General features: G+C 68.4%; 26 protein-coding genes. 15 read left to right on the top strand and 11 right to left on the bottom strand.

Annotated features, from left to right (window positions below):
- The first annotated feature begins 9 nt into the window (after window positions 1-9).
- A complete protein-coding gene (locus ACLJOO_RS20460) occupies window positions 10-525 on the top strand; it encodes a SigE family RNA polymerase sigma factor (protein ID WP_371406491.1) in 516 nt (171 codons plus the stop codon).
- Window positions 525-1,568 carry a hypothetical protein gene (locus ACLJOO_RS20465; protein WP_410788805.1) on the top strand — a complete coding sequence of 348 codons (1,044 nt, stop codon included), beginning with the start codon at window positions 525-527 and terminating at the stop codon, window positions 1,566-1,568. Before ACLJOO_RS20460 ends, ACLJOO_RS20465 begins: the two co-directional genes overlap by 1 nt.
- A gap of 34 nt (window positions 1,569-1,602) precedes the next feature.
- Here the strand turns inward: ACLJOO_RS20465 and ACLJOO_RS20470 are convergent, their stop codons facing one another.
- Both ACLJOO_RS20470 and ACLJOO_RS20475 read right to left on the bottom strand, forming a co-directional pair.
- Window positions 1,603-2,106, bottom strand: coding sequence for a DinB family protein (locus tag ACLJOO_RS20470; RefSeq protein WP_410788806.1), 504 nt, complete (start codon window positions 2,104-2,106; stop codon window positions 1,603-1,605).
- Window positions 2,103-2,897, bottom strand: coding sequence for a helix-turn-helix domain-containing protein (locus ACLJOO_RS20475; protein WP_410788807.1), 795 nt, complete (start codon window positions 2,895-2,897; stop codon window positions 2,103-2,105). Before ACLJOO_RS20475 ends, ACLJOO_RS20470 begins: the two co-directional genes overlap by 4 nt.
- A gap of 124 nt (window positions 2,898-3,021) precedes the next feature.
- On the opposite strand from ACLJOO_RS20475, the gene ACLJOO_RS20480 reads away from it, so the two are divergent.
- Genes ACLJOO_RS20480 through ACLJOO_RS20495 form a run of 4 tightly spaced genes read left to right on the top strand, consistent with a single transcriptional unit; the run spans window position 3,022 to window position 5,490 of the window.
- Window positions 3,022-3,384, top strand: coding sequence for a nuclear transport factor 2 family protein (locus ACLJOO_RS20480; protein WP_410788808.1), 363 nt, complete (start codon window positions 3,022-3,024; stop codon window positions 3,382-3,384).
- Window positions 3,385-3,430: 46 nt separating this feature from the next.
- Entirely contained in the window at window positions 3,431-4,303 is an 873-nt protein-coding gene (locus ACLJOO_RS20485; protein WP_410788809.1) for an alpha/beta fold hydrolase, read from the top strand.
- Complete coding sequence (locus ACLJOO_RS20490) at window positions 4,296-4,712, top strand: alpha/beta hydrolase (protein WP_410788810.1); 417 nt, start codon at window positions 4,296-4,298, stop codon at window positions 4,710-4,712. Before ACLJOO_RS20485 ends, ACLJOO_RS20490 begins: the two co-directional genes overlap by 8 nt.
- Window positions 4,713-4,752: 40 nt before the next feature.
- Window positions 4,753-5,490 carry a phytanoyl-CoA dioxygenase family protein gene (locus tag ACLJOO_RS20495; protein WP_410788811.1) on the top strand — a complete coding sequence of 246 codons (738 nt, stop codon included), beginning with the start codon at window positions 4,753-4,755 and terminating at the stop codon, window positions 5,488-5,490.
- On the opposite strand, the gene ACLJOO_RS20500 is transcribed toward ACLJOO_RS20495, so the two are convergent.
- Window positions 5,471-6,328, bottom strand: coding sequence for an aminoglycoside phosphotransferase family protein (locus tag ACLJOO_RS20500; RefSeq protein ID WP_410788812.1), 858 nt, complete (start codon window positions 6,326-6,328; stop codon window positions 5,471-5,473). The two genes, ACLJOO_RS20495 and ACLJOO_RS20500, sit on opposite strands and share 20 nt — an antisense overlap.
- A gap of 89 nt (window positions 6,329-6,417) precedes the next feature.
- Here ACLJOO_RS20500 and ACLJOO_RS20505 point away from each other — a divergent pair, with 89 nt between their 5' ends.
- Together ACLJOO_RS20505 and ACLJOO_RS20510 are read left to right on the top strand one after the other, a co-directional pair.
- Window positions 6,418-7,218 carry a methyltransferase domain-containing protein gene (locus ACLJOO_RS20505; protein ID WP_410788813.1) on the top strand — a complete coding sequence of 267 codons (801 nt, stop codon included), beginning with the start codon at window positions 6,418-6,420 and terminating at the stop codon, window positions 7,216-7,218.
- Window positions 7,219-7,643: 425 nt separating this feature from the next.
- On the top strand, window positions 7,644-8,396 hold the full coding sequence (locus ACLJOO_RS20510) for a hypothetical protein (protein ID WP_410788814.1): 753 nt from the start codon (window positions 7,644-7,646) through the stop codon (window positions 8,394-8,396).
- 146 nt (window positions 8,397-8,542) lie between these two features.
- On the opposite strand, the gene ACLJOO_RS20515 is transcribed toward ACLJOO_RS20510, so the two are convergent.
- From ACLJOO_RS20515 to ACLJOO_RS20525, 3 genes are all read right to left on the bottom strand, one after another.
- The gene (locus tag ACLJOO_RS20515) at window positions 8,543-8,866 is read right to left on the bottom strand and encodes a hypothetical protein (protein WP_410788815.1); all 324 of its coding nucleotides are present in this window, start codon (window positions 8,864-8,866) and stop codon (window positions 8,543-8,545) included.
- Window positions 8,863-9,045: a hypothetical protein gene (locus tag ACLJOO_RS20520; protein WP_130386859.1), complete on the bottom strand. Its 183-nt coding sequence runs from the start codon at window positions 9,043-9,045 to the stop codon at window positions 8,863-8,865. The genes ACLJOO_RS20515 and ACLJOO_RS20520 overlap by 4 nt, the downstream gene beginning before the upstream one ends.
- Before the next feature lie 275 nt (window positions 9,046-9,320).
- A complete protein-coding gene (locus ACLJOO_RS20525; RefSeq protein ID WP_410788817.1) occupies window positions 9,321-10,700 on the bottom strand; it encodes an MFS transporter in 1,380 nt (459 codons plus the stop codon).
- A 63-nt stretch (window positions 10,701-10,763) separates the two neighbouring features.
- Here ACLJOO_RS20525 and ACLJOO_RS20530 point away from each other — a divergent pair, with 63 nt between their 5' ends.
- Window positions 10,764-11,177: a winged helix-turn-helix transcriptional regulator gene (locus ACLJOO_RS20530; RefSeq protein ID WP_410788818.1), complete on the top strand. Its 414-nt coding sequence runs from the start codon at window positions 10,764-10,766 to the stop codon at window positions 11,175-11,177.
- Here ACLJOO_RS20530 and ACLJOO_RS20535 read toward each other — a convergent pair.
- Window positions 11,164-12,336 (bottom strand): MFS transporter, encoded by a 1,173-nt coding sequence (locus ACLJOO_RS20535; RefSeq protein ID WP_410788819.1) that lies wholly within the window; start codon window positions 12,334-12,336, stop codon window positions 11,164-11,166. The genes ACLJOO_RS20530 and ACLJOO_RS20535 overlap by 14 nt on opposite strands.
- A gap of 62 nt (window positions 12,337-12,398) precedes the next feature.
- Between ACLJOO_RS20535 and ACLJOO_RS20540 the strand changes: the two genes are divergently transcribed.
- From ACLJOO_RS20540 to ACLJOO_RS20560, 5 genes are all read left to right on the top strand, one after another.
- A complete protein-coding gene (locus ACLJOO_RS20540) occupies window positions 12,399-12,803 on the top strand; it encodes a helix-turn-helix domain-containing protein (protein WP_410788820.1) in 405 nt (134 codons plus the stop codon).
- Between the two features lie 42 nt (window positions 12,804-12,845).
- On the top strand, window positions 12,846-13,622 hold the full coding sequence (locus ACLJOO_RS20545; protein ID WP_410788821.1) for a GNAT family N-acetyltransferase: 777 nt from the start codon (window positions 12,846-12,848) through the stop codon (window positions 13,620-13,622).
- A 2-nt stretch (window positions 13,623-13,624) separates the two neighbouring features.
- On the top strand, window positions 13,625-14,173 hold the full coding sequence (locus ACLJOO_RS20550) for a hypothetical protein (RefSeq protein WP_410788822.1): 549 nt from the start codon (window positions 13,625-13,627) through the stop codon (window positions 14,171-14,173).
- Window positions 14,174-14,275: 102 nt separating this feature from the next.
- Window positions 14,276-16,216 carry a DUF222 domain-containing protein gene (locus ACLJOO_RS20555; protein ID WP_410788823.1) on the top strand — a complete coding sequence of 647 codons (1,941 nt, stop codon included), beginning with the start codon at window positions 14,276-14,278 and terminating at the stop codon, window positions 16,214-16,216.
- A gap of 385 nt (window positions 16,217-16,601) precedes the next feature.
- Window positions 16,602-16,868 (top strand): hypothetical protein, encoded by a 267-nt coding sequence (locus ACLJOO_RS20560; RefSeq protein ID WP_410789940.1) that lies wholly within the window; start codon window positions 16,602-16,604, stop codon window positions 16,866-16,868.
- Window positions 16,869-16,879: 11 nt separating this feature from the next.
- Here ACLJOO_RS20560 and ACLJOO_RS20565 read toward each other — a convergent pair whose 3' ends face one another.
- Together ACLJOO_RS20565 and ACLJOO_RS20570 are read right to left on the bottom strand one after the other, a co-directional pair.
- The gene (locus ACLJOO_RS20565; protein ID WP_410788824.1) at window positions 16,880-17,452 is read right to left on the bottom strand and encodes a VOC family protein; all 573 of its coding nucleotides are present in this window, start codon (window positions 17,450-17,452) and stop codon (window positions 16,880-16,882) included.
- Window positions 17,453-17,638: 186 nt separating this feature from the next.
- Complete coding sequence (locus tag ACLJOO_RS20570; protein WP_410788825.1) at window positions 17,639-20,164, bottom strand: Tex family protein; 2,526 nt, start codon at window positions 20,162-20,164, stop codon at window positions 17,639-17,641.
- A 140-nt stretch (window positions 20,165-20,304) separates the two neighbouring features.
- Between ACLJOO_RS20570 and ACLJOO_RS20575 the strand changes: the two genes are divergently transcribed.
- Window positions 20,305-20,502 (top strand): hypothetical protein, encoded by a 198-nt coding sequence (locus ACLJOO_RS20575; RefSeq protein WP_410788826.1) that lies wholly within the window; start codon window positions 20,305-20,307, stop codon window positions 20,500-20,502.
- 3 nt (window positions 20,503-20,505) lie between these two features.
- On the opposite strand, the gene ACLJOO_RS20580 is transcribed toward ACLJOO_RS20575, so the two are convergent.
- Both ACLJOO_RS20580 and ACLJOO_RS20585 read right to left on the bottom strand, forming a co-directional pair.
- A complete protein-coding gene (locus ACLJOO_RS20580) occupies window positions 20,506-21,993 on the bottom strand; it encodes a DHA2 family efflux MFS transporter permease subunit (protein WP_410788827.1) in 1,488 nt (495 codons plus the stop codon).
- 59 nt (window positions 21,994-22,052) lie between these two features.
- Window positions 22,053-22,670: a DUF624 domain-containing protein gene (locus tag ACLJOO_RS20585; RefSeq protein ID WP_410788828.1), complete on the bottom strand. Its 618-nt coding sequence runs from the start codon at window positions 22,668-22,670 to the stop codon at window positions 22,053-22,055.
- Window positions 22,671-22,712: the final 42 nt, after the last annotated feature.

The following is a 22,712-nucleotide window of genomic DNA, read 5'->3' on the forward strand; positions in this document are numbered from 1 at the left end:
GGAGAATCGATGACCCGGACCGCGGACGCCGACTTCGAGCGATTCGTCGTGGCGCAGTCGACCCCCTTGCTCCGCTTCGCGGAGATGCTGTGCGGCGATCGGCATACCGCCGAGGACCTGGTGCAGCAGGCGTTGATGCGGTCCTACCCGAAGTGGCACCGGCTGGAGGGCGACCCGTTGCGGTACGTCCGGCGGGTGCTGGTCAACCGATTCCTCTCCCAGGCCCGCCGGCGCTGGAACAACGAAGTACCCAGCGATCCGGTAGCAAACGATTGGGACCAGCGAGCGGTGGCGGACTTCGCCGGGGCGGTCCAGACCAGAGAGGCCGTGCTCTCGGCCCTCGGTGGTCTGACCGTCCGGGAGAGAGCCGTGGTCGCGCTGCGCTACTCGCAGGATCTCTCCGAGGCCGAGACCGCCGAGCTGCTCGGCATGGCGGCCGGGACCGTGAAGAGCACGGCCTCCCGGGCGCTGGCCAAGTTGCGTCTGGCACCCGACCTGATCGACAGCGGAGTTGGAGGAAACTGATGAGTGACGAGCAGCGGGTACACGACGCGCTCACGTACGAGATCGAGCCGTGGCAGCCGGACGCCGGCGACCTGATGCGGCGCGGTAAGCGGCTGACCTGGCTGCGCCGGGGACTGGCCGCGGCGGGTGTCACCGCACTGGCCGGAACCGTTGCGACGGTGTCCGCCGCGGTCGGCGGACCGGCCCTGCCGGTGAAGAACCTGCTGGCCGGCGGGGGAAAGCCACCGGTGCCGGCGGTGATTCCGACGGGTACGCCGTCGGCGCCGTCGGTGGACCCGACCTGCCTGCCGCAGAAGCCGGAGAAGCCGCAGCTGCCCAAGGCGACGGTCTCGGTGCACAAGACCATCGACCCGAACAACCCGCCGAAGCCGGCGCTCCCGGGCAAGCCCAGCCTGCCCACCGCCAAGCCGAGTCTGCCGACCACCCGGCCGTCGCTGCCTGGTGAGCCGCAGGTCCCGACGACCAAGCAGACGCTCCCGACCTCGAAGCCGAGCTTCCCGACAACCAAGCCGAGCTTCCCGACCACGAAGCCGACGCTGCCGGGCAAGCCGTCGGTGCCGACGACCAAGCCGACCCTGCCGACCCTCCCGACGACCAAGCCGTCGCTTCCGGGCAAGCCGACGCTGCCGACCGCCAAGCCGTCGCTTCCGGGCAAGCCGTCAGCTCCGACGGCCAAGCCGTCGCTCCCGACGACGAAGCCGAGCCTGCCGTCGGCCAAGCCGGTTCCGACGCTGCCGGACTGCGTGGACGGCGTACCGACCACGAAGCCGACCGTGCCGACCAGCAAGCCGACCCTGCCGACGGTGCCCGGCAAGCCGACCGCCAAGCCGACTACGCCGTCTCTCCCGACGACAACGGTCTCCGGTGGCGTCGAGGTGACCGTCGACCCGGGCAAGCCGCAGACCGCCAAGCCGACGGTCCCGAGCAAGCCGTCGGTGCCGACCACCAAGCCGACCTTCCCGGCCCCGACCGAGAAGCCCAGCATCCCGACGCCGAGCTTCCCGACGACGTTCCCCACCGGCCACCCCTCCTCAGGCCGGTAGGGCATCCCGCCACCGGCGAGTAGGTCACGCAGCCCTACTCGCCGGTGGCACCATCAATCAGCTCGCGGGCCACGTCCAAGTGGCCCGCGTGCCGTGCGTATTCCTGCAAGACGTGGAACAGAATCCAGTTCAGCGTGGGCCGGTTGTCGGTCCCGAACCGTCCACCAGCCGCCGCGACCGTCGCCGGGTCCTCGCCGGCGACCACGCTCCGGGTGAACTCCCCGCCCGCGTGCAGTTCGGCCAGCAGGGCTTCCAGGGTGTCGTCGGGTTCGACCCGCCACGGCCCCTCCGGGTCGTCCGCCGAGTCACCCCATGGGTGGTCGACCTGCTCGCCTGTGAAGCCCCAGCGCAGCCACCGACGTTCCATGAACACCAGATGCTTCAGCAGCTCCAGCGGTGTCCAACCAGACGGCAACCTGCTGCTGCGCAGGTCGGAATCGCTCAACCCGGTGAGCTTCTTCTCGATGATGCCGCGGTAGCGATCGAGGTACTGCAAGTGCAGCTCGAGCGTGTCGGCGAGATCGCGGGCCGGCTTCACGACAGTGCTCGCAAGTACTCGGCGGTCGTCTCGTCGGCCGGGTAGAAGGACTCGATCATCAGTTCGGAGACTGTGACGTCGAGTGGTGTGCCGAAGGTGGCGATCGTCGTCAGCAGCGACAGCTCGTGTCCGTTGTGCGTGAGTTCGAACGGTACGACGACGTCTGTGGAGCCACGGGGTGTGGGCTTGTCGTTGACGGCGTACCCGCGAAGTTCGTCGTACAGGTCCTGGAGTTCGGGGTCCGCGGTGCCGGCCACCTGGCGTTGCAGGCTGGCGAGCGCGGCGGAGCGGACCTCGGCGATGTTGGCGATCCGCCGGGCCAGGCCGTCCGGGTGCAGGGTCAGGCGGAGCGCGTTGATCGGTGCCTGGAGCAACTTCTCGTCGACGTCCGTGGTGAAGATCGCGATCCCGGCGTTCGCCTCGACGATGTTCCACCAGCGGTCGACGACCAGCGCCGGGTACGGCTCGTGGGCCTTCAGCAGGCGGCGCAGCGTCGTACGGATCGCGAGCATCGACGGCGAGTGCAGCGACGCCTCGCTGTAGATCGGCGCGAACCCGCCGGCCAGCAGCAACTGGTTGCGGTCCCGCAGCGGTACGTCGAGATGCTCGGCCAGCCGCATCACCATCTCGCGACTCGGCTTCGACCGCCCGGTCTCCACGAAACTCACGTGCCGCGTGGACACCTCGACCCGGTTCGCCAGCTCGAGCTGACTGAGCCGACGGCGCTCCCGCCAGCCGCGCAGAAGCTCACCGACGGGGCGCTGGAACGTCTCCTCGATCGTCGCTGCCATGCTCCGACCGTAGCTGGTCGCCCTCGACCTGACATAGACAAAGCCATTACCTCTGACGTCATGGACGGTACGCCGAACCGGCGGCAAGGTTCTGGTCATCGCAACCGATCGAGGAGGAAACACCATGAACGCAACGACTCTCGCCGACCAGTACTTCGCTACCTGGAACGCCGCCGATGCCGACCGCCGGGCCGAGCTGATCGCCGGGACCTGGACCGACGACGCGACCTTCCAGGACCCGAGCTTCGAGACCACCGGCCACGACGAGCTGAACAAGCTGGTCGGCGCCGCGCAGCAGATGTTCCCGGGGCTGTCGTTCGTCCGCGTCGGCAACATCGACGAGCACCACAACTACCTGCGCTGGACCTGGCACCTGAAGGCCGAGGGACAGGAGCCGGTCGCCGGTGGCACGGACATCGTCGTGCTCGACGCCGACGGGAAGATCCGGCAGCTGATCGGGTTCCACGACTTCGCCCCGGCGCACTGAGGCATCCACCTTCCGTCTGATTCGGAATCACCCGGCCGCCGTTCCGGTGAGTACGGCGGCCGCCGCGGGGACCCTGGACTGGAAGGCCTGCAAACCCGGCGCGGTCGAGCAGTGCGCGACGCTGACCGTGCCGCTGGACTGGTCGAAACCGGCCGGTCCGACCACGAAGGTGTACGTCGCCAAGGTCCCGGCGAAGGATCAGAAACACAAGCTCGGCGCGCTGTTCTTCAACCCAGGCGGGCCGGGCGGCGCGGGCGGCTCGATCTTCGCGGCGGGGCTCGCGGATGCAGTGCTGCCGCAGTACCGGGACCGGTACGACCTGGTGAGCTTCGACCCGCGCGGGACCGGGAGCAGCAGTCAGCTCGACTGCGGCCCGGTGCTGCGTCGCGGCGTACCGGTGTTCCCGAAGTCGAAGGCGCAGTACGACGCTTTGGTCGCGTCGAGCCGTGCTACCGGTGAGCAATGCCTGAAGCAGCACGGCGACCTGATGCGGAACCTGGACACCCGCACTGTCGCGCGCGACATGGACGCGATCCGGGCCGCGCTCGGCGAGTCGAAGTTCAATTACCTCGGGCTGTCGTACGGGTCGTACCTAGGGACGATTTATGCGCAGCAGTTCCCGCAGCGCGTCGGCCGGCTGGTGCTCGACGGGATCCTCGATCACAAGCAGGGCGCGCTGCGGCTCATGCTCGACCAGGCGAGGGAGATGGAGGCCGGCTTCGACCGTACGCAAGGCCGACAAGACCCCGCTGACCGGGCCGAACGGTCCGGTGAACGGCGACGTACTCCGGATGTCGTTCCCGACTTTGTTGCCGTTGACATCAATGGTCTCGGACAACTGGCCGGCGCTCGCGACTGCCCTGGCGAAGGCCGCGAAGGGCGATGGCACCGACTTCGCAAACGTCAGCTACGTGGGTGATCCCGAGACCGCGTACGCCGCCGTGTCCTGCATGGATCTGCCGGGTGAGCTGCGTGGGTACGCCGATGCGCGCGCAAGACTCGCGCTCGCCAAGGCCGTCGCGCCGCGGGTCGGTGCTGCGGTCGAGGCCTGGGCGATCACCGCCGCCTGCGCCGGCTGGCCGATCCCGCCGAGCACCCCGTGGGCCGCAACGCCGGTGCACGGTACGCCGCCGATTCTGATCACATCCACGCTGCACGATCCGTCGACGCCGATCACTAACGCCCGCAGCCTGGCGCGGCAGATCGACAACAGCCGGCTGTTGACCGCCGACGTCTACGGGCACACGGCGTACTTCAACTCGGCCTGCGCGCGGGACCGGATCGCCGACTACCTGCTGGACGGGAGGCTGCCGACCAAGACCTGTTAATTCGGTGGAATGCGTTCGCCGGACGTGCGCAGGATGGAACATGCTCACCACCGAAGAGCTGGACGTTTTCGAGCGCGACGGGATCGTGAAGATCCCGTCGGCGTTCACCTCCGACGAGGCCGCGGGGATGCGGGACGTGCTCTGGAACGAGCTGTCCGCGCGGCATGCCATGGATCGCGACGATCGTTCGACCTGGACGACGTTGCGGCCGACCGGATTGAAGACCACCAAGTTCGATCGACGCGCGCACGCGATTCTCGGACCGCGGGTGCGGTCGGCGCTCGACGGGCTGCTCGGCGAATGGGTCGAGCCGAAGCACCAGGGACAGGTGCTGGTCACGATGCCGGAGGGCGTGCCGTGGGCGGTGCCGCATCGGCAGTGGCACACGGACGTCGGCTTCGAGAGCGAGACCGGCGCTGTGAAGATCTGGGCGTTGTACGGCGATGTCGAGCCGGGCGGCGGCGGGACTCCGCAGGTCGCGGGCTCGCACAAGGTGATCGAGCGGTTCTTGACCATGACGGACGAGCGCGAGTTCAAGGAGGTCCGCGATCGGCTGCTGCGGTCGGATCCGTGGTTCCGCAACCTGACGTCGGAGCAGCGCACGGTGGACCCGATGGAGCCGGTCGAGCTCGACGGACTGCAGGTCCGCGTGGTCGAGCTCACCGGTCAGGCCGGCGACGTGTACCTGACCCATCCGTGGATCCTGCACTCGATCGCGCCGAACGCGGCCGAGACTCCACGGATGATGCGCAGCCGGTTCATCTGGAAAGCTCGCTGACCAACCGCGCGCACCGCACCGGGTCCTCGGTCAGGCCGGCCGCCAATCCCCACAGCCAGTAGTCGACGGTCCGCCAGATCACCCAGTCGCGGGCGCGGTCCCGGTCCAGACCGGCTTCCCGGACCGCGAGATCGAAGTACGGGACGATCTCGGTCATCTTGTCGAGGTCCCACCACAGAACGCGACCGAGGTCGAGCTCGATGTCTCCGCGGTACAGCACGGGGTCGACCGTCAGCCACGCCTCCCGCTGTCCCGCGAGCACCTGGCCGGAGTGGAAGTCGCCGTTGACCGCAGCCGTCGACGTGGTCTCGGTCGGAGCGATGTCGAGCGCCTCACGCAGGATTGCGGCGTCGAACGGCCGGCCGAGCCGCTCCCACTGCGGCTCCAGCTCAGCTGATCGAGTCGTCACGATGTCTCCGGTCGACAGCGCATCCTCCGGTCCGGGTACGGCGAGTCTGCGCATCAGCTGCCCGAGTACGGCGATCACCTCGTCGATGGGCCGGGTCGTCAACGGTGTCGACAGCCGCTCGAGCAACATCGCGCCGGCCTCGACGTCGGCGTCGTACAGCTGGGCCATGCCCCGACCTGCCCACCAACGGAGCGCCCAGGTCTGCTCGGCCACCTCCCGTCCGGGCGGCGACATCCGCAGGACGAACTCGTCGCCGCCCCGCGTGACCGGTACGACGACCGCGTTCGACCCGTGTGCAACCGCTCCCACGACCGTCAGATCCCACCGTCGGCACTGCCGCTCGACCGCCATCGGCAGATCCCGCAGCCAGTCCGCCCCTTCGGTCCACCACCGCGGCATCCGCAAAAACTCCTCGGGCAGCTCGATCATCCGGTCACCGTAACCGGGGCAACCCGGGGCATTCACCTGATTTGCAAATGCCCTCCCCGGCGGGGGGATCGAGGACCATGATGTTGGGCATGGGCGGAGAGGGTGACGTGGACGGGTTGCACTTCGATGCGGAGGTTTCCCGGCAGATCGAGGCGGTGTACACGACGCCGGATGTGGTCGAGCAGCGGCGGGCGGTGCGGGCGGCGCTGGCGTTGCGGCCCGGCGACCGGGTGCTGGATGTCGGATTCGGGCCGGGGCTGCTGGCCGCGGAGATGGCCGGCGAGGTGGGGCCGAACGGGCGGATCTGCGGGATCGACGTCAGCGAAAGCATGCTGGCGATCGCCCGGACCCACGCCGACGTCCCCGGCGGACCGGGCCTCGAGCTCGAACTCGGCTCGGTCACGCGGATCCCGCACCCGGCGGAGAGTTTCGACGTGGTGGTCTCCACCCAGGTCTTCGAGTACGTCGAGGCGGTCGCGGACGCACTGGAGGAGGTACGACGGGTGCTTCGGCCGGCCGGTCGCGTCGTACTGCTGGACACGGACTGGGGTTCGGTGGTGTGGCGATCGAGTGACGACGAGCGGATGGCGCGGGTGCTGACCGCGTTCGAGGATCACCTGGCGGATCCGCATCTGCCCCGGACGCTGGCCGACGTACTGGTGAAGACCGGTTTCACGCCGACGCATCAGCAGGTGGTGCCGATCCTCAACACGGCGTACGACCAGCACACGTACAGCGGCGGCCTGATCGACATCGTGTCGGAGTTCGTCCCCGGTCATGCCGGTGTGACGCAGGAGGAGGCGCGCGCCTGGGCCGACGATCTGCGCGGTCTCGGCGCGAGCTACTTCTTCAGCCTGAACAGGTACCTGTTCGTCGCGTCGGCGCTCTGATCTTTCCGGACCTCGGCGGGTGCGTCCTGGGAGAGACACACCCGCCGGGCCGGTCGTTCTCCCGCCCCTCAGTGGGAGAACTCGCGGCTCGGTGAACACCACCCATGCCCGAATGGCACTGACCGAACCGCGGGACCACCTACAGGTACCCCAGTTCGCGGTTTCGCACACACCCCGGCACGCGGTCCGGACGGAAAACTTCACATTCCTCAAACCTTCGCCGGTAGTACCTGACCTGGCAGCGGCCTAGGCTGGTTCGCGATTTTCGCGCACCCGGGGTCGGTGCGCGGACGCCAAGGGGGAAGGAACGGCAATGCCGGAAGTGTTCGACGACGAGTTGACCGAAGAGCAGTTGGACGAACTGGAAGCGCTCGGCGCGGCTGAGGACGCGGAGCGGATCCTCGGGGCCGAGGCCGGTGGAAAAGATGCCTGAGGCAAGGATTTCCTGGCGCGGCTTCACGATGAACAAGCGCACCGTGGCGATGGCCGAGGCCGCGGAGCAGCTGTACCACTCGAAGTTCGCGATCCTGCAGGGGTCGTACAACGCCGGCGGCGTGGAAGCGTCGGCCGGTACCCACGACGGCGGCGGCGCGGTCGACGTCGACGTACGGACGAAGAGCGCCGCGCAGCGGGTCGCGGTGGTGAAGGCGCTCCGGCAGGTCGGGTTCGCCGCCTGGCTGCGGACGCCCGCACAGGGCAACTGGCCCTACCACGTGCACGCGATCGCGGTCGGCGACAAGGACCTGTCCCGCGGCGCCGCGCATCAGGTGGCCGAGTATCACCGGAAGCGGAACGGGCTGGCCAACCGCGGCCCGGACGACGGTCCGCCCGGGTACTACGGGATGACCTGGGAGCTGTACCTGAAGGCACACCCGCCGAAGGAGCCGGTGCCCGACTCGACGATCTCGCTGGCCGCGATGGCGTACGCGCGGACACACGACGCGATGACCGGCGTGTGGGGCGCGGACCGGGCCCGGGTGATCGCCTGGGCGGCGCACCCGCGGGTCGGTGCGATCACGAAGGCCGAGACGGTGCCGCCGGCCGGCGTACCGTGGCACCTGCATTTCCAGCGGGTGATCCGGAAGGTGCAGCTGCACTTCAAGCTCGAGGTGACCGGGATCTTCAACACCTCCGTGGCCACCGCGATGAAGCGCTACGGCTACACGATCGTGGCCTGAGCATGGACAAGGCCCCACCGGTAGCAGCCGGTGGGGCCTTGGTGGTCCACTACCGCCCGGGCATCCCCGGTGCAGCTGTGGAGGTGGAGAGCGGAACCGACGCCGATGCAGGGGTCAAGACGTCAGCTCCGCTTGCCTGTGTGGAGTTATCTCGAGTCGGCCGCCCAGACGTGCGCCTGGTGGAACTCGAGGTGCTGCCGCAGCGCCGCCGGAGTGCCGCCGGGGCTACCGAATCCGAGGTGGTTCATGGTCGGTACGACGACCGCGTGGACGTCGGACCGCTTCACCTCGTCGAGCAGTGCGTGGAATGCCGCGGACTCGGCCGAATCGCGCTCGGTGTAGACGGTTCCGAGGGTGAACCCCTCGGCGCTGGCGAAGGCGACGAGTGAATCCGTCGCCGCGGCCAGCTCCTCCGCGCAACTCAGCGCGTCGGCCCGTACGTACCCGAGCAGCGTCGGCCGGGTAGTCATCGCTCTGCGTCCACCAGCACCGGCTCGCTCGTCACCCGGAGGGACGCGAACCGGCGGCGCATAGCTTCCTCGTACTGCACTGCCTGCTCCGCCATGGCGGTGTGATCCGCGATCGGGTGAGCGCCGAACCAGACCCGCACGCGACGGTGCGTTGTGGGGGTCTCCAGCGTCTCGGTCATCGCAGTTCCTTCGGCAGTCTCGGTGCTACCCCGGACGGCTTTGTCCGGCGTTGAGATAAAGAACACCTCACCGGTGGGTACCTTCGGAACACTTTGGAAGGGACCTTTACAGAGGCCTAACGCAGAGTAGGGAAACCCTACGAACGCGCAGGTCAACGCCCTCTCCGCCGGATCGTCAGGCGGAACGGAAACCCTGTCAAGAATGTTTGCAGCTATTTGCAGATAACGATTCGGCGTCGCGAATTGTGCGACCGGCAGAGAAATTGGATGTCCTGCTAACTGTTTGCACCAGAGCGCTCACGCACCGGAATGCAAGCCGCCACAACTCCGAGCACAGCGGCCGCCAGGGGCACCGCCAGCGCGGCGCGGAAACCGCCGGCGGTCAGCTCGTCGCCCGCCGCCAGAACCGCCGCCACTGCCGCCAGCCCGAGCGCGGATCCGAACTGGAACGACGTCGTCAGTACGCCGCTCGCGAGCCCCTGCTCGTCCTCCGCGACTCGCTCGGTCGCAGCGATCGTCAACGGGCCGTAGGCGAGTGCAAAGGCGAGCCCGAGCAGCACGAACGCCGGAAGCATGGCCGCGAAGTTCGCTCCCAGCGGCAGGAATGCCGTGTAGGCGAAGGCGGCGAGCACGAATCCGCCGAGCACCACGCGGCCGTTGCCGAACCGGGTCACCAGCCAGGGCGTGAGGGTCGGGGCGAGCACGGCGTCGATGCCGATCACCATCAGGGCTAGCCCGGTTTCCAGCTCGGACCAGCCACGCAATTCCTGCAGGTAAAGCACCGCGATGAACTGGAATCCGACGAACGATCCGACCAGCAGGATCGCGCCGAGATTCGCACGGATCAGGGCGGCGTTCCGCAACAGTCCGAGCCTGATCAACGGCGTCGCGACCCGCTGCTCGATCATCACGAAGGCCCCGAGCAACACCAGTCCGGCAGCAGCAGTTGCCAAGGTCTGTGCCGTCGGCACGTCGGGCGCCCGCACTACGGTTGCCACCAGCAACAACATCGAACCGGTCAGCGTAAAGGCCCCGGCCAGGTCGAACCCCGCTTCTTGTTTGGCCCGCACGGTGTCACGCGGGATCAGCATGACGGCGCCGGCGAGGATGACGGCCGAGACGATCACCGGCGCGAAGAACACCCATCGCCAGTCGATCGCGGTGAGCAGTCCGCCCGTGACCATGCCCAACGAGAATCCGCCGGCCGCGGTTCCGGCGTACACGAGCAAAGCCTTGTTGCGTTGCGGTCCCTCCGGGTAGGTCGTCGTGATGATCGACAAGCCGGCCGGGGTCATGAACGCGGCCGCGATCCCGGTGACGAAGCGGGCCAGGATCAGGATCCAGCCCTCGGTGGCGAACCCGCCGAGGCCGCTGAACAGCAGGAACACCACCAGCCAGGCGACGAACATCCGGCGCCGGCCGAGGAGGTCGGCGGCGCGGCCGCCGAGCAGCACGAATCCGCCGTAGCTGAGGGCGTAGGCGCTGACGATCCATTGCAGTTCGCCGGTGGTCAGGCCGAGTTCGGCCCGAATGGACGGCAGTGCGACGCCCATCATCGAGACGTCGATACCTTCCAGGAAGATCGCGCCGCAGAGGACGAACAGAACGGCCCAGGCGCGGCCGGTCAGCCGCTCCGGGGTGACGGTTGATGACACGTGATGCTCCTTCTCATGGTTACCTCTTGTAACTGACCCCATCATCAGGAACCATCAGGAGTTGTGGAAGAAGGCACTTCAAAGGAACCGAGTCACTCCTGCTGCACCGAGGAGGCGTTCCAGTGGGACACGCGGGAGGACTGTGACGTCCGCCAGATCCTGGACCGGATCGGCGACAAATGGTCCCTGCTGGTGATCGCGCTGCTGGACACCCGGTGCATGCGGTTCACCGAGCTGAAGAAGACGATCGACGGCATCAGCCAGCGGATGCTCACGGTGACGCTGCGCCAGCTGGAACGTGACGGCCTGGTCAGCCGGACCGTTCACCCGGTAGTGCCGCCGCGCGTCGACTATGAGCTCACCCCGCTCGGCGTCACGCTGCACGCGACGATCCAGTCGCTCGTCACGTGGACTGAGACTCATCAAGCGGAGATTGCTACAGCGCGGGCGAGGTACGACACGCTCAGCTCCTTGTGAAGCTTGCTGGGTGACTTGGCACGACGAGCAGCGTGAGGCCCGCGGCGCAGACCGCGAGACCTGCGATGGTGTTGAGAGTGAGCGGCAGGCCGAGCGCCGTCGTCGCTGCTGGTGCCGCCAGCGCACCGATCAGCAGTGCGAGTGAGTCTCCGGCGAAGAAGATCGCACTCACGCTCGCGAGAACTTCCCGTGGGGCAGTGCGCTGGATCGTGGTCTGGGCGGTGATGAGGAGGATGCTGCCGGGCAGGCCGATGAGGGCCGCGCCAACGATCGCGATCGGGATGTTCGGGGCGTTGAAGAGCCCGAAGTACGCTGCGGCCGTGGCGAGTTGGGTCAGGGCGAGGAGCTCGCGGACTCCTAGGAGGCGCGCGGCTCTCGTGCTCAGGGCGGCGCCGATCAGGTACCCGGCGCCGAGGCCGGAGATCAGGTAGCCCACGACGTACCCGGGCGCTTGCAGGCGGTTGACGGTGAACGGTACGAGGAGCGCGGTCAGGCCGGCGTTGGCGGTGAGGAAGATCGTCTGGCCGATCAGGATGCCGCGCAGGGCGCGATGGTTTACGGCGGCGCGGAAACCTTCCAGTGGGCGCGGTGGTGGGCTGGTGGTCGGGTGCCGCCGGGTGCGGACCGTCGCGATGGTTGCTGCTGACAACAAGTAACTGGTGATGTCGACGGCGAGCACGAACTTGATCCCGGGGCCGGCCAGCAGCACTGCGCCGAGCGGCGGTGCGGCCAGGCGGATCGCGCTGCTGGTGACGGCGTTGATCGCGTTCGCGGTGGCCAGCTCTTTGCCCGTTCCGACGACGGCCGGCAGCAATGCGCGGGCGGCCGGACGGAATACCGTCGTCGCGGTGTTCTCGAGCAGGATCGCGAGGTAGATCGGCCAGAGATGGTCCCGGTCGGCGAACAGGATCAGCCCGACGGCCGCCGCGCTGACGAGATCGGCGATCCACATCGCCCGCGCCAGGTTCCACCGGTCGAGCAGTACGCCGGCCCACGGTCCGATGAGGAGCGGCGGTAGAGCCTCCAGCGCCAAGGCCAGCCCGGTCGCCACCGCGGACCCGGTCAACGCGAACACGTGGAACGGAATCGCCACCACCAGGAGCCACGACCCGATCCCTGAGATCGCGCCGCTAAACCAGAGTCGCCGGAAATCGCTCACGGCGCCGGAATCTATCTTGTCGAGATAGACAACGGCAAGAGTGTTCTGTGAAGATAGGTCGCATGGAGCTTGGTGACGTCCTGCGCTACCGGCGGAAGGCGGCCGGGCGGACGATCGCGTCGGTCGCCGTCGACGCCGGTCTGTCCGTGCCGTACATCGCGAACCTGGAGAACGGGCGCGGCAACCCCACGCTCGCCGCGCTCGACCGGCTCGCTACGGCGCTCGGGGCGCGGCTCGACGTACGCATCGGCGACGAGGCTCCGGTGCCGTCGCCGTCGGTCGGCGCCGAACTGGTGGCGGGCTCCGACCGGGTCGACAAGGTGCTTGCCGCTGTGGCCGGTGGAAGGTCCCGAGCTGCTACCCGACGCGAGTTGATCGCGACTCTCGACGCGCTCGCCGTACTGCTGGGTCGTCCGCCAGGCCCCGCTGACCTGAGCCGCCTTCTCGACCTGCTCCTGTTGGCCTGACCCGGTCGCGCCTGGTGATCGAAGCGCCGTAGGGTCGCGGTCATGGAGATCGGTGCGCGGATCGCCGCGGCTCAACTGACCGGAGCTGCGCGATCGAAACGACAGGTGATCGCCGGGCCTCTCGCCGGTCTGCTGCACGACAAGGACGACTGGTACCTGTCCGGCCTGCTCGCGGCCGAGCCCGGCCAGCCGTTCTCGCCGGACGACCTCCCTTGGGCGCTCGACACGATCCGCCAAGCCTTCGCGGCCGAAGGACGCTGGCTGAGTGCGGAACTGGTCGAGGAGGCGAACCCCGGTCTGGCCGAGGCACTCGCAGCGAACGGGATGACGCTCGTGTCCCGCCTGCCGTTACTCGTCGTCGAACCGGCCGAGTTGGTCGTTCCCGAACTCCCGGACGGCGTGACCGTGCGCGTCGTGGCGTCGGACGAGGATCAGGCGGTGGCGAACACGGTGGCGGCGGAGGCGTACGAGATGGACACCGCCGGCTCCGCGTTCAAGCCGGATCCTTTGGAGGGCGGAGCAGTTCTCGTGTACGCCGACGACGTACCGGTTGCGACTGCTGCGTGGACGGCGGTGGCTGACGAGGTGACTGAGGTTGCTGGGGTGGGGACGGTTCACAGTCATCGACGGCGCGGGTTCGGTGGCATCGCGACGGCGTACGCGACGTTGAAGGCGTTCGAGCTGGGCGGGGTCACGCTCGCTTGGCTGACGCCGGGGGACGACGGTGCGGACCGGGTGTATCGGCGGCTCGGATACGGGCCTAGGGCAACGGCCGTGCATCTCGGCGACCCCGGTGGGCATCTGGCCGACCTGCGCTGATCATGGCGTTGCGGGCGGAGATTGTTGCCGAGGACGGTTCGGGCTGGCTTCGGCTCTCCGGTGGGCTGTCCGATGAGCAGGTGAGTCGGCTCGTCGAGCTCTGGGTCGGGGAGGCCTCGCCGCCGCGGGAGTCTGTTGCGCGTCTGTTGGCCGGCGACAGGAGTGTGTTCGGTGGGGTGCGGTTGACGGATTCTGGAGCGCGGGTGGATCCGGGATGCTGCCTACTGCTGGAGGACTGGCGCAGTTGGGTCGGGGTCGAGAACGGCGGTTGGCCGGATGTCGGCCACGACGGTCCATGGCTGGAACGCGACACTGACGGCCTGACGATCTGGCCTAGCGGTGGCGAGGATTGGCGCGCGGACCCGGTGCGCGAAGGGCCGCCGGTGCGGGTTCTTTACAGCCAGCTGCCTGAACTGCGCCGCTCGCTACAGACCGATCTCCTCGGCCTCCTCGACAGCCTCCGCCGATGGGCCAACACCCACTGCCCCGACCACGCCACAGCCCTAGCCGCACACGGCGACCACGTCTTCGAGATCAGTGCCCCGGTCTAGCTGTATACCCGTTTCCTGGCACGCAGAGCATGTGACGTTTCCCCTTGTGGATAAGGGAAAACGGACTGGACCCCGATCTTCGATCGGCATAGAATCGAACGTATGTTCGAGGAAGATCTGGAGTCGCTCCCCACCCGCGACCTGCTAGAGCAGGCCGCGGAGTCTCGCACAGTGGCCAGCCGGGCCGACGCGCGGCTACTGGAATGCGCCCAGATCTACGCCGACCGCTTCCACCCCTCCGTCTGCGAAACCCGCCCGACCCGCCGCGGCCACGACGGCCGCGAACGCGCCGTCATCCTGGGCGGCGAAGGCTGCCCGGAGATCGCCGAGTTCGCGATCGCCGAATTCGCCGTCGTGATCGGCGTCTCACCCGGCGTCGGCCGCGACCTGCTCGCCGACGCCCTCGCCCTGCGCCACCGCTTCCCCCGCACCTGGACCCGCATCCGGGCCGGCGAGGCCACCCCGTGGAAGGCCCGCCAGATCGTCCGGGCCTGCACGAAGCTCGACCACGCTGCCGCGGAGTACGTCGACCAGCGCGTCGCGGCGATCATCGACACCATCTCCCCGCACCGGCTGGAAAAGATCGCCAGCGCCGCCCGCAAGCACGCCGACCCCGCCCGCGCCACCCAAGAGGCCGCCGAAGCCGCCGACGACCGCGGTGTGCATGTCGGCCGCGGCGACGGGCACGGCAACAAGACGATCTACATCAAAGCCGCGGCCGCAGCCGTCAACCGCTGCAACGCGACGATCACCGACATCGCCGAAGCCCTCAAATCCCTCGGCGACACCCGCCCAGTCCAGCACCGCCGCGCCGAAGCCATCGACATCCTCGCCGACCCCCGCTTCACCCAAGAACTCCTCAACCAAGCCCGCCAGACCCACCCCCAAGTCCACGACGCCACGGAGGACGCGCAGGCCAATGGCAACCCACCCGCCACCCCTGCAGCCGGCCTCCAAGTCCACGACGACGCCACCAACCACACCGCGAACCGAGCGCAGGCCGAAGGCAACCCGCCTGCCAGCCCTGCCGATCCCAACCTCCCCACTCCAGCAGCGCCGACTGCTGTACTGCCGACCGGCGCCGTGCCCGACCACGCGGTGCCGGGGTCGCTGGAACTGCCGGGTTCGCACGATCTTGTGGAGCCGCTGGGTCCGCCGAGTGATCCGTGGCTGGAAGCCGCCGCGCCCTACGACCCCGACCCACCAACCGACCCGTTCGACCGCCGAACACCACCCGATACCGCGGACCCACGAACCGAACCCGACCAAGGCTCGGCAATGGATCCTGCCGCGCTGCGAGCACTCCAGGCCCGACTCGCGCAAATCAAACAAGACGCCTACACCAACCCGAGCTACTACACCCACCCCACCAACCCCAACACCCAGAACAGTCAGCACAACCCAGGCAGCCCAAGTGATCCCGGCAACCCAAGTGATCCGGGCGGCTCAGGCGAGCTCGCGCGCCCGAGGACTCCAGCACGACCGGACGACGGGACGAAGGGACAGGTACGTCCACGACCGGCGCGTGCAGGACAGGTACGTCCGGGCAAGACCGAGGTCGTCGTACACCTCACCGACCACACCCTCGCCACCGGCACCGGCGTACTGCGCGCCGAAACCATCGGCCCACTCCTCGCCACCCAACTCACCGAACTCATCGGCTACGGCCCGTACGTCGTCAAGCCCGTCATCGACCTCAACGACGCCATCAGCGTCGACGCCTACGAAATCCCCACCCGCATCCGCGACCGCGTCAGACTCACCCACCCCGTCGAACTCTTCCCCTACGGCACCCGCGAAACCACCAACACCATCGACCTCGACCACATCCAGCCCTACAACCCCCACGGACCGGCCGGCCAAACCAGCACCACGAACCTCGCGCCACTGGGCAGATTCGGGCACCGGGTCAAGACCCACGCCCGAGGCTGGAGCGTCCACCGCATCGACTACAAGACCCTCGAATGGACGACACCCCACGGCTTCACCTTCCACGTAGACCCCAGCGGCACCCACCGAGCCGACCCATCAGTCGACCCGTGAACCGCGCCGTGAACCGCCGCGCTCCAGCTGAGCCGCCGCGCAGACCCCGAACGACCGACAGGGCAGACCTGGATGAGGCGCCGCGCAGATCCGGAGGACCAGATCCGGAGGTGTGGTTTGCGGCTAGGCCGTGTTGCTAAAGGGAGTTGGTGAGCCGGGCGCACCCCCGATTTCGGCGTCGAGCCCCCGTCTCACAGCGTCGACCACGCCTCCCGCCTGCGACAGTGCGGCCGTGTCCATCTCGCTGCGTAAACTCTTGGCTCGTGTTCCTGTCCGTGACGTCAACGCGCGCACTGGCGGTTACCCGTTCGATCCGAAGGACTGAGCTGTGCCTGACCGACCTGAGATTGTGTGCATCTGCGGCTCTGCCCGGTTCGTGGACGAGATGCACGCGGCGAACCGCGACTTGACCTTTGCAGGCGCCATCGTCGTCGCGCCAGGCGTCTTCCTGCGCGCCGAGGATCACGAAGCAAACGAGTTCATCACCAGCGAGCAGAAGACCGCGTTGGGCGCCCTCCACCTGCGCAAGATCGACCTGGCTGACCGCGTTCTAGTCGTCAACCCCGGCGGGTATATCGGCGAGTCCACGAGCAGGGAGATCGCCTACGCCCGCTCCACCGGCAAGCCAATCTCGTTCACCAATCCCGTCTGACCAGTCGACGCTCAGCCGTCTCGGCCCTGCCAGGTGGTCACGCAGACTTCGTTTCCTTCCCGGTCGGCAAGGACCCAGAAAGCGGGGGCGCGCGTCGCGGACACAAGTCGGCCGCCAGCGGCCAGAGCGGCCTCGATGCGTCGTGGTGCCTCGTCGTGCGGAACGCAGATGTCGAAGTGGATGCGATTGCGCTGCGGGCGCGGCTGGTCCATCTGCTGGAACCAAATGGCCGGGCCCTGCCCGATCGGGTCGACGAGCGGGTCCTCCGGTCCCTCGGCACCCGCCTCACCGGTATAGCCCAGCACCGCCCTCCAGAACGCCCGAATCCCGGCAATGTCCAGTGCATCGATCGCGATCTCGAGGATCTGGACGGATCGCGGTGCCCCCGTTCCGATTTCGGGCTGCGCCAGCAACCCGGACTTGTCGGCGGTGGCAGAGATCCGAAGGGCGAGTTCGACGTCGAGGGTGGTAACCGCCGCGTGCTCCAGCGACTGCAGGGTGAAGACGACGCGATCGGGGCGGGCATCGACCCGAAGGTGCCCGTCGGCGTCGTCGCCGCATACCGCGACAGCGTCCGTTGCCAAGCTGATTGCCCGAGCCAACGACCCGACCGGGACCGATGTTCGCAAACTGCCCAGCAAGAAGCGCCACCCAGAGTCCTGGACCGCCTCCGACGCTTCCGGCCGACTCAATACCTGTTCCATAGCCACAATCCTCGCAGCCCCCACCGTCAGCGCCGCCTGCCGACTGGCCTCGGTCAGGCCTCGGGGTCAGCGGACGGTGAAGCCGGCTTTGCGGAAGGCGTCGGCGAGGGAGGTCTCGTCCATCGGGGTCTCGGTTTGGTTGCCGCGACCACCTGATCCCCGGTTGCCGCCACGACCACCCTGGCCACCCTGACCACCCGAGCCGCCAGACCCGCGCCCCTGACCGCCGGACCCGCCCGGCCCGCGACCCTGACCGCCCGGTCCGCCGGGTCCACGCCCTCGACCGCCGCCCTGACCACCCTGACCGCCTTGACCGCCGCCTTGACCGCCGCCTTGACCGCCGCCTTGACCACGGCCCTGGCCGCCGGCCTGGCCGCGTCCGCCTTGGCCGCCTGCCTGGCGTCCGCCTGAGCCGAGTTCGTCGTCGAGGCGCAGCGTGAGGGAGATCCGCTGGCGCGGGATGTCGACCTCGAGCACCTTCACCATCACGATGTCGCCCGGCTTGACCACCTCGCGCGGGTCCTTCACGAAGTTCTTCGACAGCGCCGACACATGCGCCAGCCCGTCCTGATGCACACCGATGTCGATGAACGCACCGAACGCGGCCACGTTCGTGACCTGGCCCTCCAGCCGCATCCCCGGCTTCAGGTCCGCGATCTTGTCCACACCCTCGGCGAACACCGCGGTCTTGAAGGCCGGCCGCGGGTCCCGTCCCGGCTTCTCCAACTCGGCCAGGATGTCGGTCACCGTCGGCAGACCGAACATGTCGTCGACGAAGTCCGCTGCCTTCAGCCGCTTCAGCTCCGCCGACCCGATCAGCGCCTTCAGGTCCGAGCCGGTCGCGTCGAGGATCCGCCGTACGACGGGATACGACTCCGGGTGCACGCTGGACGCGTCGAGCGGGTCGTCGCCGTCGGGGATCCGGAGGAACCCGGCCGCCTGCTCGAACGCCTTCGGCCCGAGGCGGGCCACGTCCTTCAGCGCCGTACGGGACGTGAACGGGCCGTTGACGTCGCGGTGCTGGACGATGTTGTCGGCGAGGCCGGGCGTGATGCCGGAGACGCGGGTAAGCAGCGGCGCGGACGCCGTGTTCAGGTCGACGCCGACCGCGTTCACACAGTCCTCGACGACCGCGTCGAGCGAGCGGGACAGGGAGTTCTCCGCGAGGTCGTGCTGGTACTGGCCGACGCCGATCGACTTCGGGTCGATCTTCACCAGCTCGGCCAGCGGGTCCTGCAGCCGGCGCGCGATCGAGACCGCGCCGCGCAGCGAGACGTCCATCCCGGGCAGCTCCTGGGACGCGAACGCCGACGCGGAGTAGACGGACGCGCCGGCCTCGGACACGACGGCCTTGGTGAGCTTGAGCTCCGGGTGCTTGGCGATCAGCTCGGCCGCCAGCTTGTCCGTCTCGCGCGACGCCGTACCGTTGCCGATAGCAATCAGCTGCACGTCGTGCGCCGCCGCCAGCGCGGCGAGGGTGGCGATCGACTTGTCCCACTGGTTCTGCGGGACATGTGGATAGATCACGCCGGTGTTGACGACCTTGCCGGTCGCGTCGACTACGGCGACCTTCACGCCGGTGCGGAAGCCCGGGTCGAGGCCCATCGTGGCGCGGGTGCCGGCCGGGGCCGCCAGCAGCAGGTCGCGCAGGTTGGCCGCGAACACCCGGATCGCCTCGTCCTCGGCGACCTGCCGCAACCGCATCCGCAGGTCGATGCCGAGGTGCACCAGGATCTTCGTCCGCCACGCCCAGCGGACCGTCTCCACCAGCCACTTGTCGGCCGGGCGGCCCTGGTTCTCCACGCCGACCTTGCGGGCGATGGTGGTCTCGTACTCCGTCGGGCCGTCCGCCTCCACACCCGCGGGCAAAGGCTCGATGGTGACCGTCAGCACGTCTTCCTTCTCGCCGCGGAACAGCGCGAGGATCCGGTGCGACGGCATCTTCGTGAACGGCTCGTCGAAGTCGAAGTAGTCCGAGAACTTCGCCCCATCCGTCTCCTTGCCTTCACGGACCGCGGAGGCCAGCCGCCCCTGCTCCCACAGTCGCTCCCGCAACGAGCCGATCAGGTCGGCGTCCTCGGCGAACCGCTCGACGAGGATCGCCCGGGCGCCGTCGAGCGCGGCCTGCGGGTCGGGTACTTCGGCGTTCACGAACACCGCGGCGGCGGCGATCGGCTCGACGTCCGGGTCGGCCATCAGCCCGTCGGCGAGCGGCTCGAGGCCGTTCTCGCGGGCGATCATCGCCTTGGTACGGCGCTTGGGCTTGAACGGGAGGTAGATGTCCTCGAGCCGCGACTTGGTGTCCGCCGCCAGGATGGACGCCTTCAGCGCGTCGTCGAGCTTGCCCTGGCTCTCGATCGAGTCGAGTACGGTCTGCCGGCGCTCCTCGAGCTCCCGCAGGTACCGCAGGCGCTCCTCGAGGGTGCGCAGCTGGGCATCGTCCAGCATCCCAGTGACCTCTTTGCGGTACCGCGCGATGAACGGGACCGTCGACCCCTCGTCCAGCAGCGCCACCGCTGCCCGCACCTGGTTCTCACCGACCTCCAGCTCGTCGGCGATCCGCTGCTCGATCGACTGCACCACCACTGTCACTTCCCCTTTACGACCGACAACCACCGAGCATTCTGCCCCGGCCAGATCCCATATCCTTCCCCATCCCACCCCCCACCCCGAAACCCGTCCCACCCCGACCTGTGGACAACCCGTGCGATCATCGCGCTGGGAGGGAACACATGGGGCAGTTCAAGCAGTACGTCGAGTCCTTGCTGACCTGCGGTGGCTTCGCGCTCCTGGCCACCTTCCTGTCTCGGCGAGCGAGTCTTCCGGTGGCTGTCGGGCTGGGGCTGTTGGTCGTGGTCGCCGCTCAGTTCGGACGTCGGCGACGCGCAGCGAGCTCCCCGCGACCGGGTGGGCGCGGGGAGCTCGGCTGAGGGTCAGGCGGCTTCGCAGAGGAGTTCTTCGTCCTCGGCGGTGGCGGCGGCCGGCTGCTTGGCGGGGCGCATCACGATGACGGCGATGGCTACTGCGGTGGCGACGATCAGGGCGGCGATGGCGAAGGACAGGTGGTAGCCGTCGGTCAGAGCGTCCAGGGCGGGCTTGGTGTCGGCGACCGAGGCGGTGCGGGTCGCGGACAGCGTCGCCAGGACGGCCAGGCCGAGGGCGGCGCCGACCTCGCCCATGGTGCCGATGAGGCCGGAAGCCAGACCGGCGTCCTCGGGCTTCACGTCCGACATCGACAGGCCCATCAGAGCCGGGAAGCAGATGCCGCCGCCCAGACCCAGCAGCGCCAGGACCGGCAGGACGTGGACGACGTAGTTGCCACCGACCGGAGCCTGCGTGAACAGGGCCAGTCCGACGACGATCAGCGACAGTCCGAAGATCAGCGGGCGGCGCGGGCCGAACCGCATCACGAGCTTCTCGGAGTACCTCACCGACAGCAGCCCCATGATCGCGGTGGTCGGCAGGAACGCCAGTCCGATCTCCAGAGCGTCGTACCCGAGCACGCGCTGCAGGTACAGCGAGCCGAGGAAGAAGATGCCGAACATCCCGGAGGCGGACAGTGCCTGGACCAGGTTCGCGCCGGTCAGCGTGCGGGAGCGGAAGATCCGCAGCGGCACCAGCGGGTTGGCGGCGGTCGCCTCGCGGACGATGAAGCCGGCCAGCAGCACCAGCGTCACCGCAGTCAGGACCAGAGTCCGCGGAGCGGTCCAGCCGAGCTCAGCAGCCGGCTTGACGATGGTGAACACGCCGACCATCAGTGCTGAGGTGATCAGCACCGCACCCGGTACGTCGGTGCCCTTGCCGATCCCCAAGCCCTTGTCCTTCTCGATCAGCTTGACGGCCAGTACGACGGTCAGCACGCCGATGGGCAGGTTCACGAAGAAGATCCAGTGCCAGCTGATCGCCTGCGTCAGTACGCCGCCCGCCAGCAGGCCGATCGATCCGCCGGCGGAGGCGACGAACGCGTACATGCCGATCGCCTTGGCCTGCTCCCGCGGCTCGGGGAACAGCGTCACGATCATGCCCAGGATCACTGCGGAGGTCAGTGCGCCGCCAACACCCTGGATGAACCGGGCGATGACCAGCACCTCCTGCGACCCGGCCAGACCGCAGAGCACAGAGGCGGCAGTGAAAACGACCAGACCGGCGACGAAGACGTTCCGTCGGCCGAGGAGGTCGCCGAGCCGGCCGGCCAGCAGCAGGAGGCCGCCGAACGCGATCAGGTACGCGTTCACCACCCATGCGAGGGAGGAGCTCGTGAAGCCCAGGTCGTCCTGGATGGCCGGCAGGGCCACGTTCACCACGGTCACGTCGAGCACGATCATCAACATGCCCGCGCAGAGGGTGTAGAGCGCCAGCCGGCGCGAGCGGCCGCCCTGCGCAGCCGGCGCAGTCGCCAGGGTGTCGGTCGTCGCGTACATTCCGGTCTCCTTGCAGTTCGTCGTAGTGGCCTTACACCTCTACGTCGAACCAGGAGGGGTCAGATTGACACGTCTTCAGAAGTTTTTTCGCGAGGCGGCCGGGAGAGCGCGTACGCCGTGAGTGCCGGGACCAGTCCGGACCCCACAAGAAGCAGTGTCGGCACCACTGACGCCAGCGCGAACCAGGTGAGCAGTACGACGACCCCGCCGGCCACCGGGAGCGGTCGGCGCAGCAGGAACAGGTTGGCGGACCGGAACAGCGACTTGACCGTGGCGGTCTCGGGCGCCGCGGGCAGGATCGCCAGACCGCTCAGGTACAGCCCCAGGATCATTCCGGTGAGTGGGATCAGGACGGCGAGCGCGAAGATCCGCGCCGGACCGTGCGCGTTCGCCCAGAAGGAGAGGCCGAAGGCCAGCAGCACTCCGCCGACCCACAGGCCGAACGCGGGCAGCCAGAACTGCTTCATCGCCCAGCGGAACTCCTTGAAGAACCGCCGCATCAGCTTCGGCTTCTCCTGGCTGATCGCGTCCGGCACCACCCGCTGCATCGCGAACGCGGCCGGGAACAGCGTCAGGATGCCCAGGCTGATCACCACGAAGACCAGTTGCAGCATCAGCAGGTCGCCGATGACCGCGAGCCTCGACAGCACGCTGCTCGTCCGGTTGGCCTTCTCCACCGATCGTCTCCTCGTTCCGTACGGGCGGGTCCTGATCGTATG

It is taken from the genome of Kribbella sp. C-35, assembly GCF_046549195.1.
Classification (GTDB): domain Bacteria; phylum Actinomycetota; class Actinomycetes; order Propionibacteriales; family Kribbellaceae; genus Kribbella.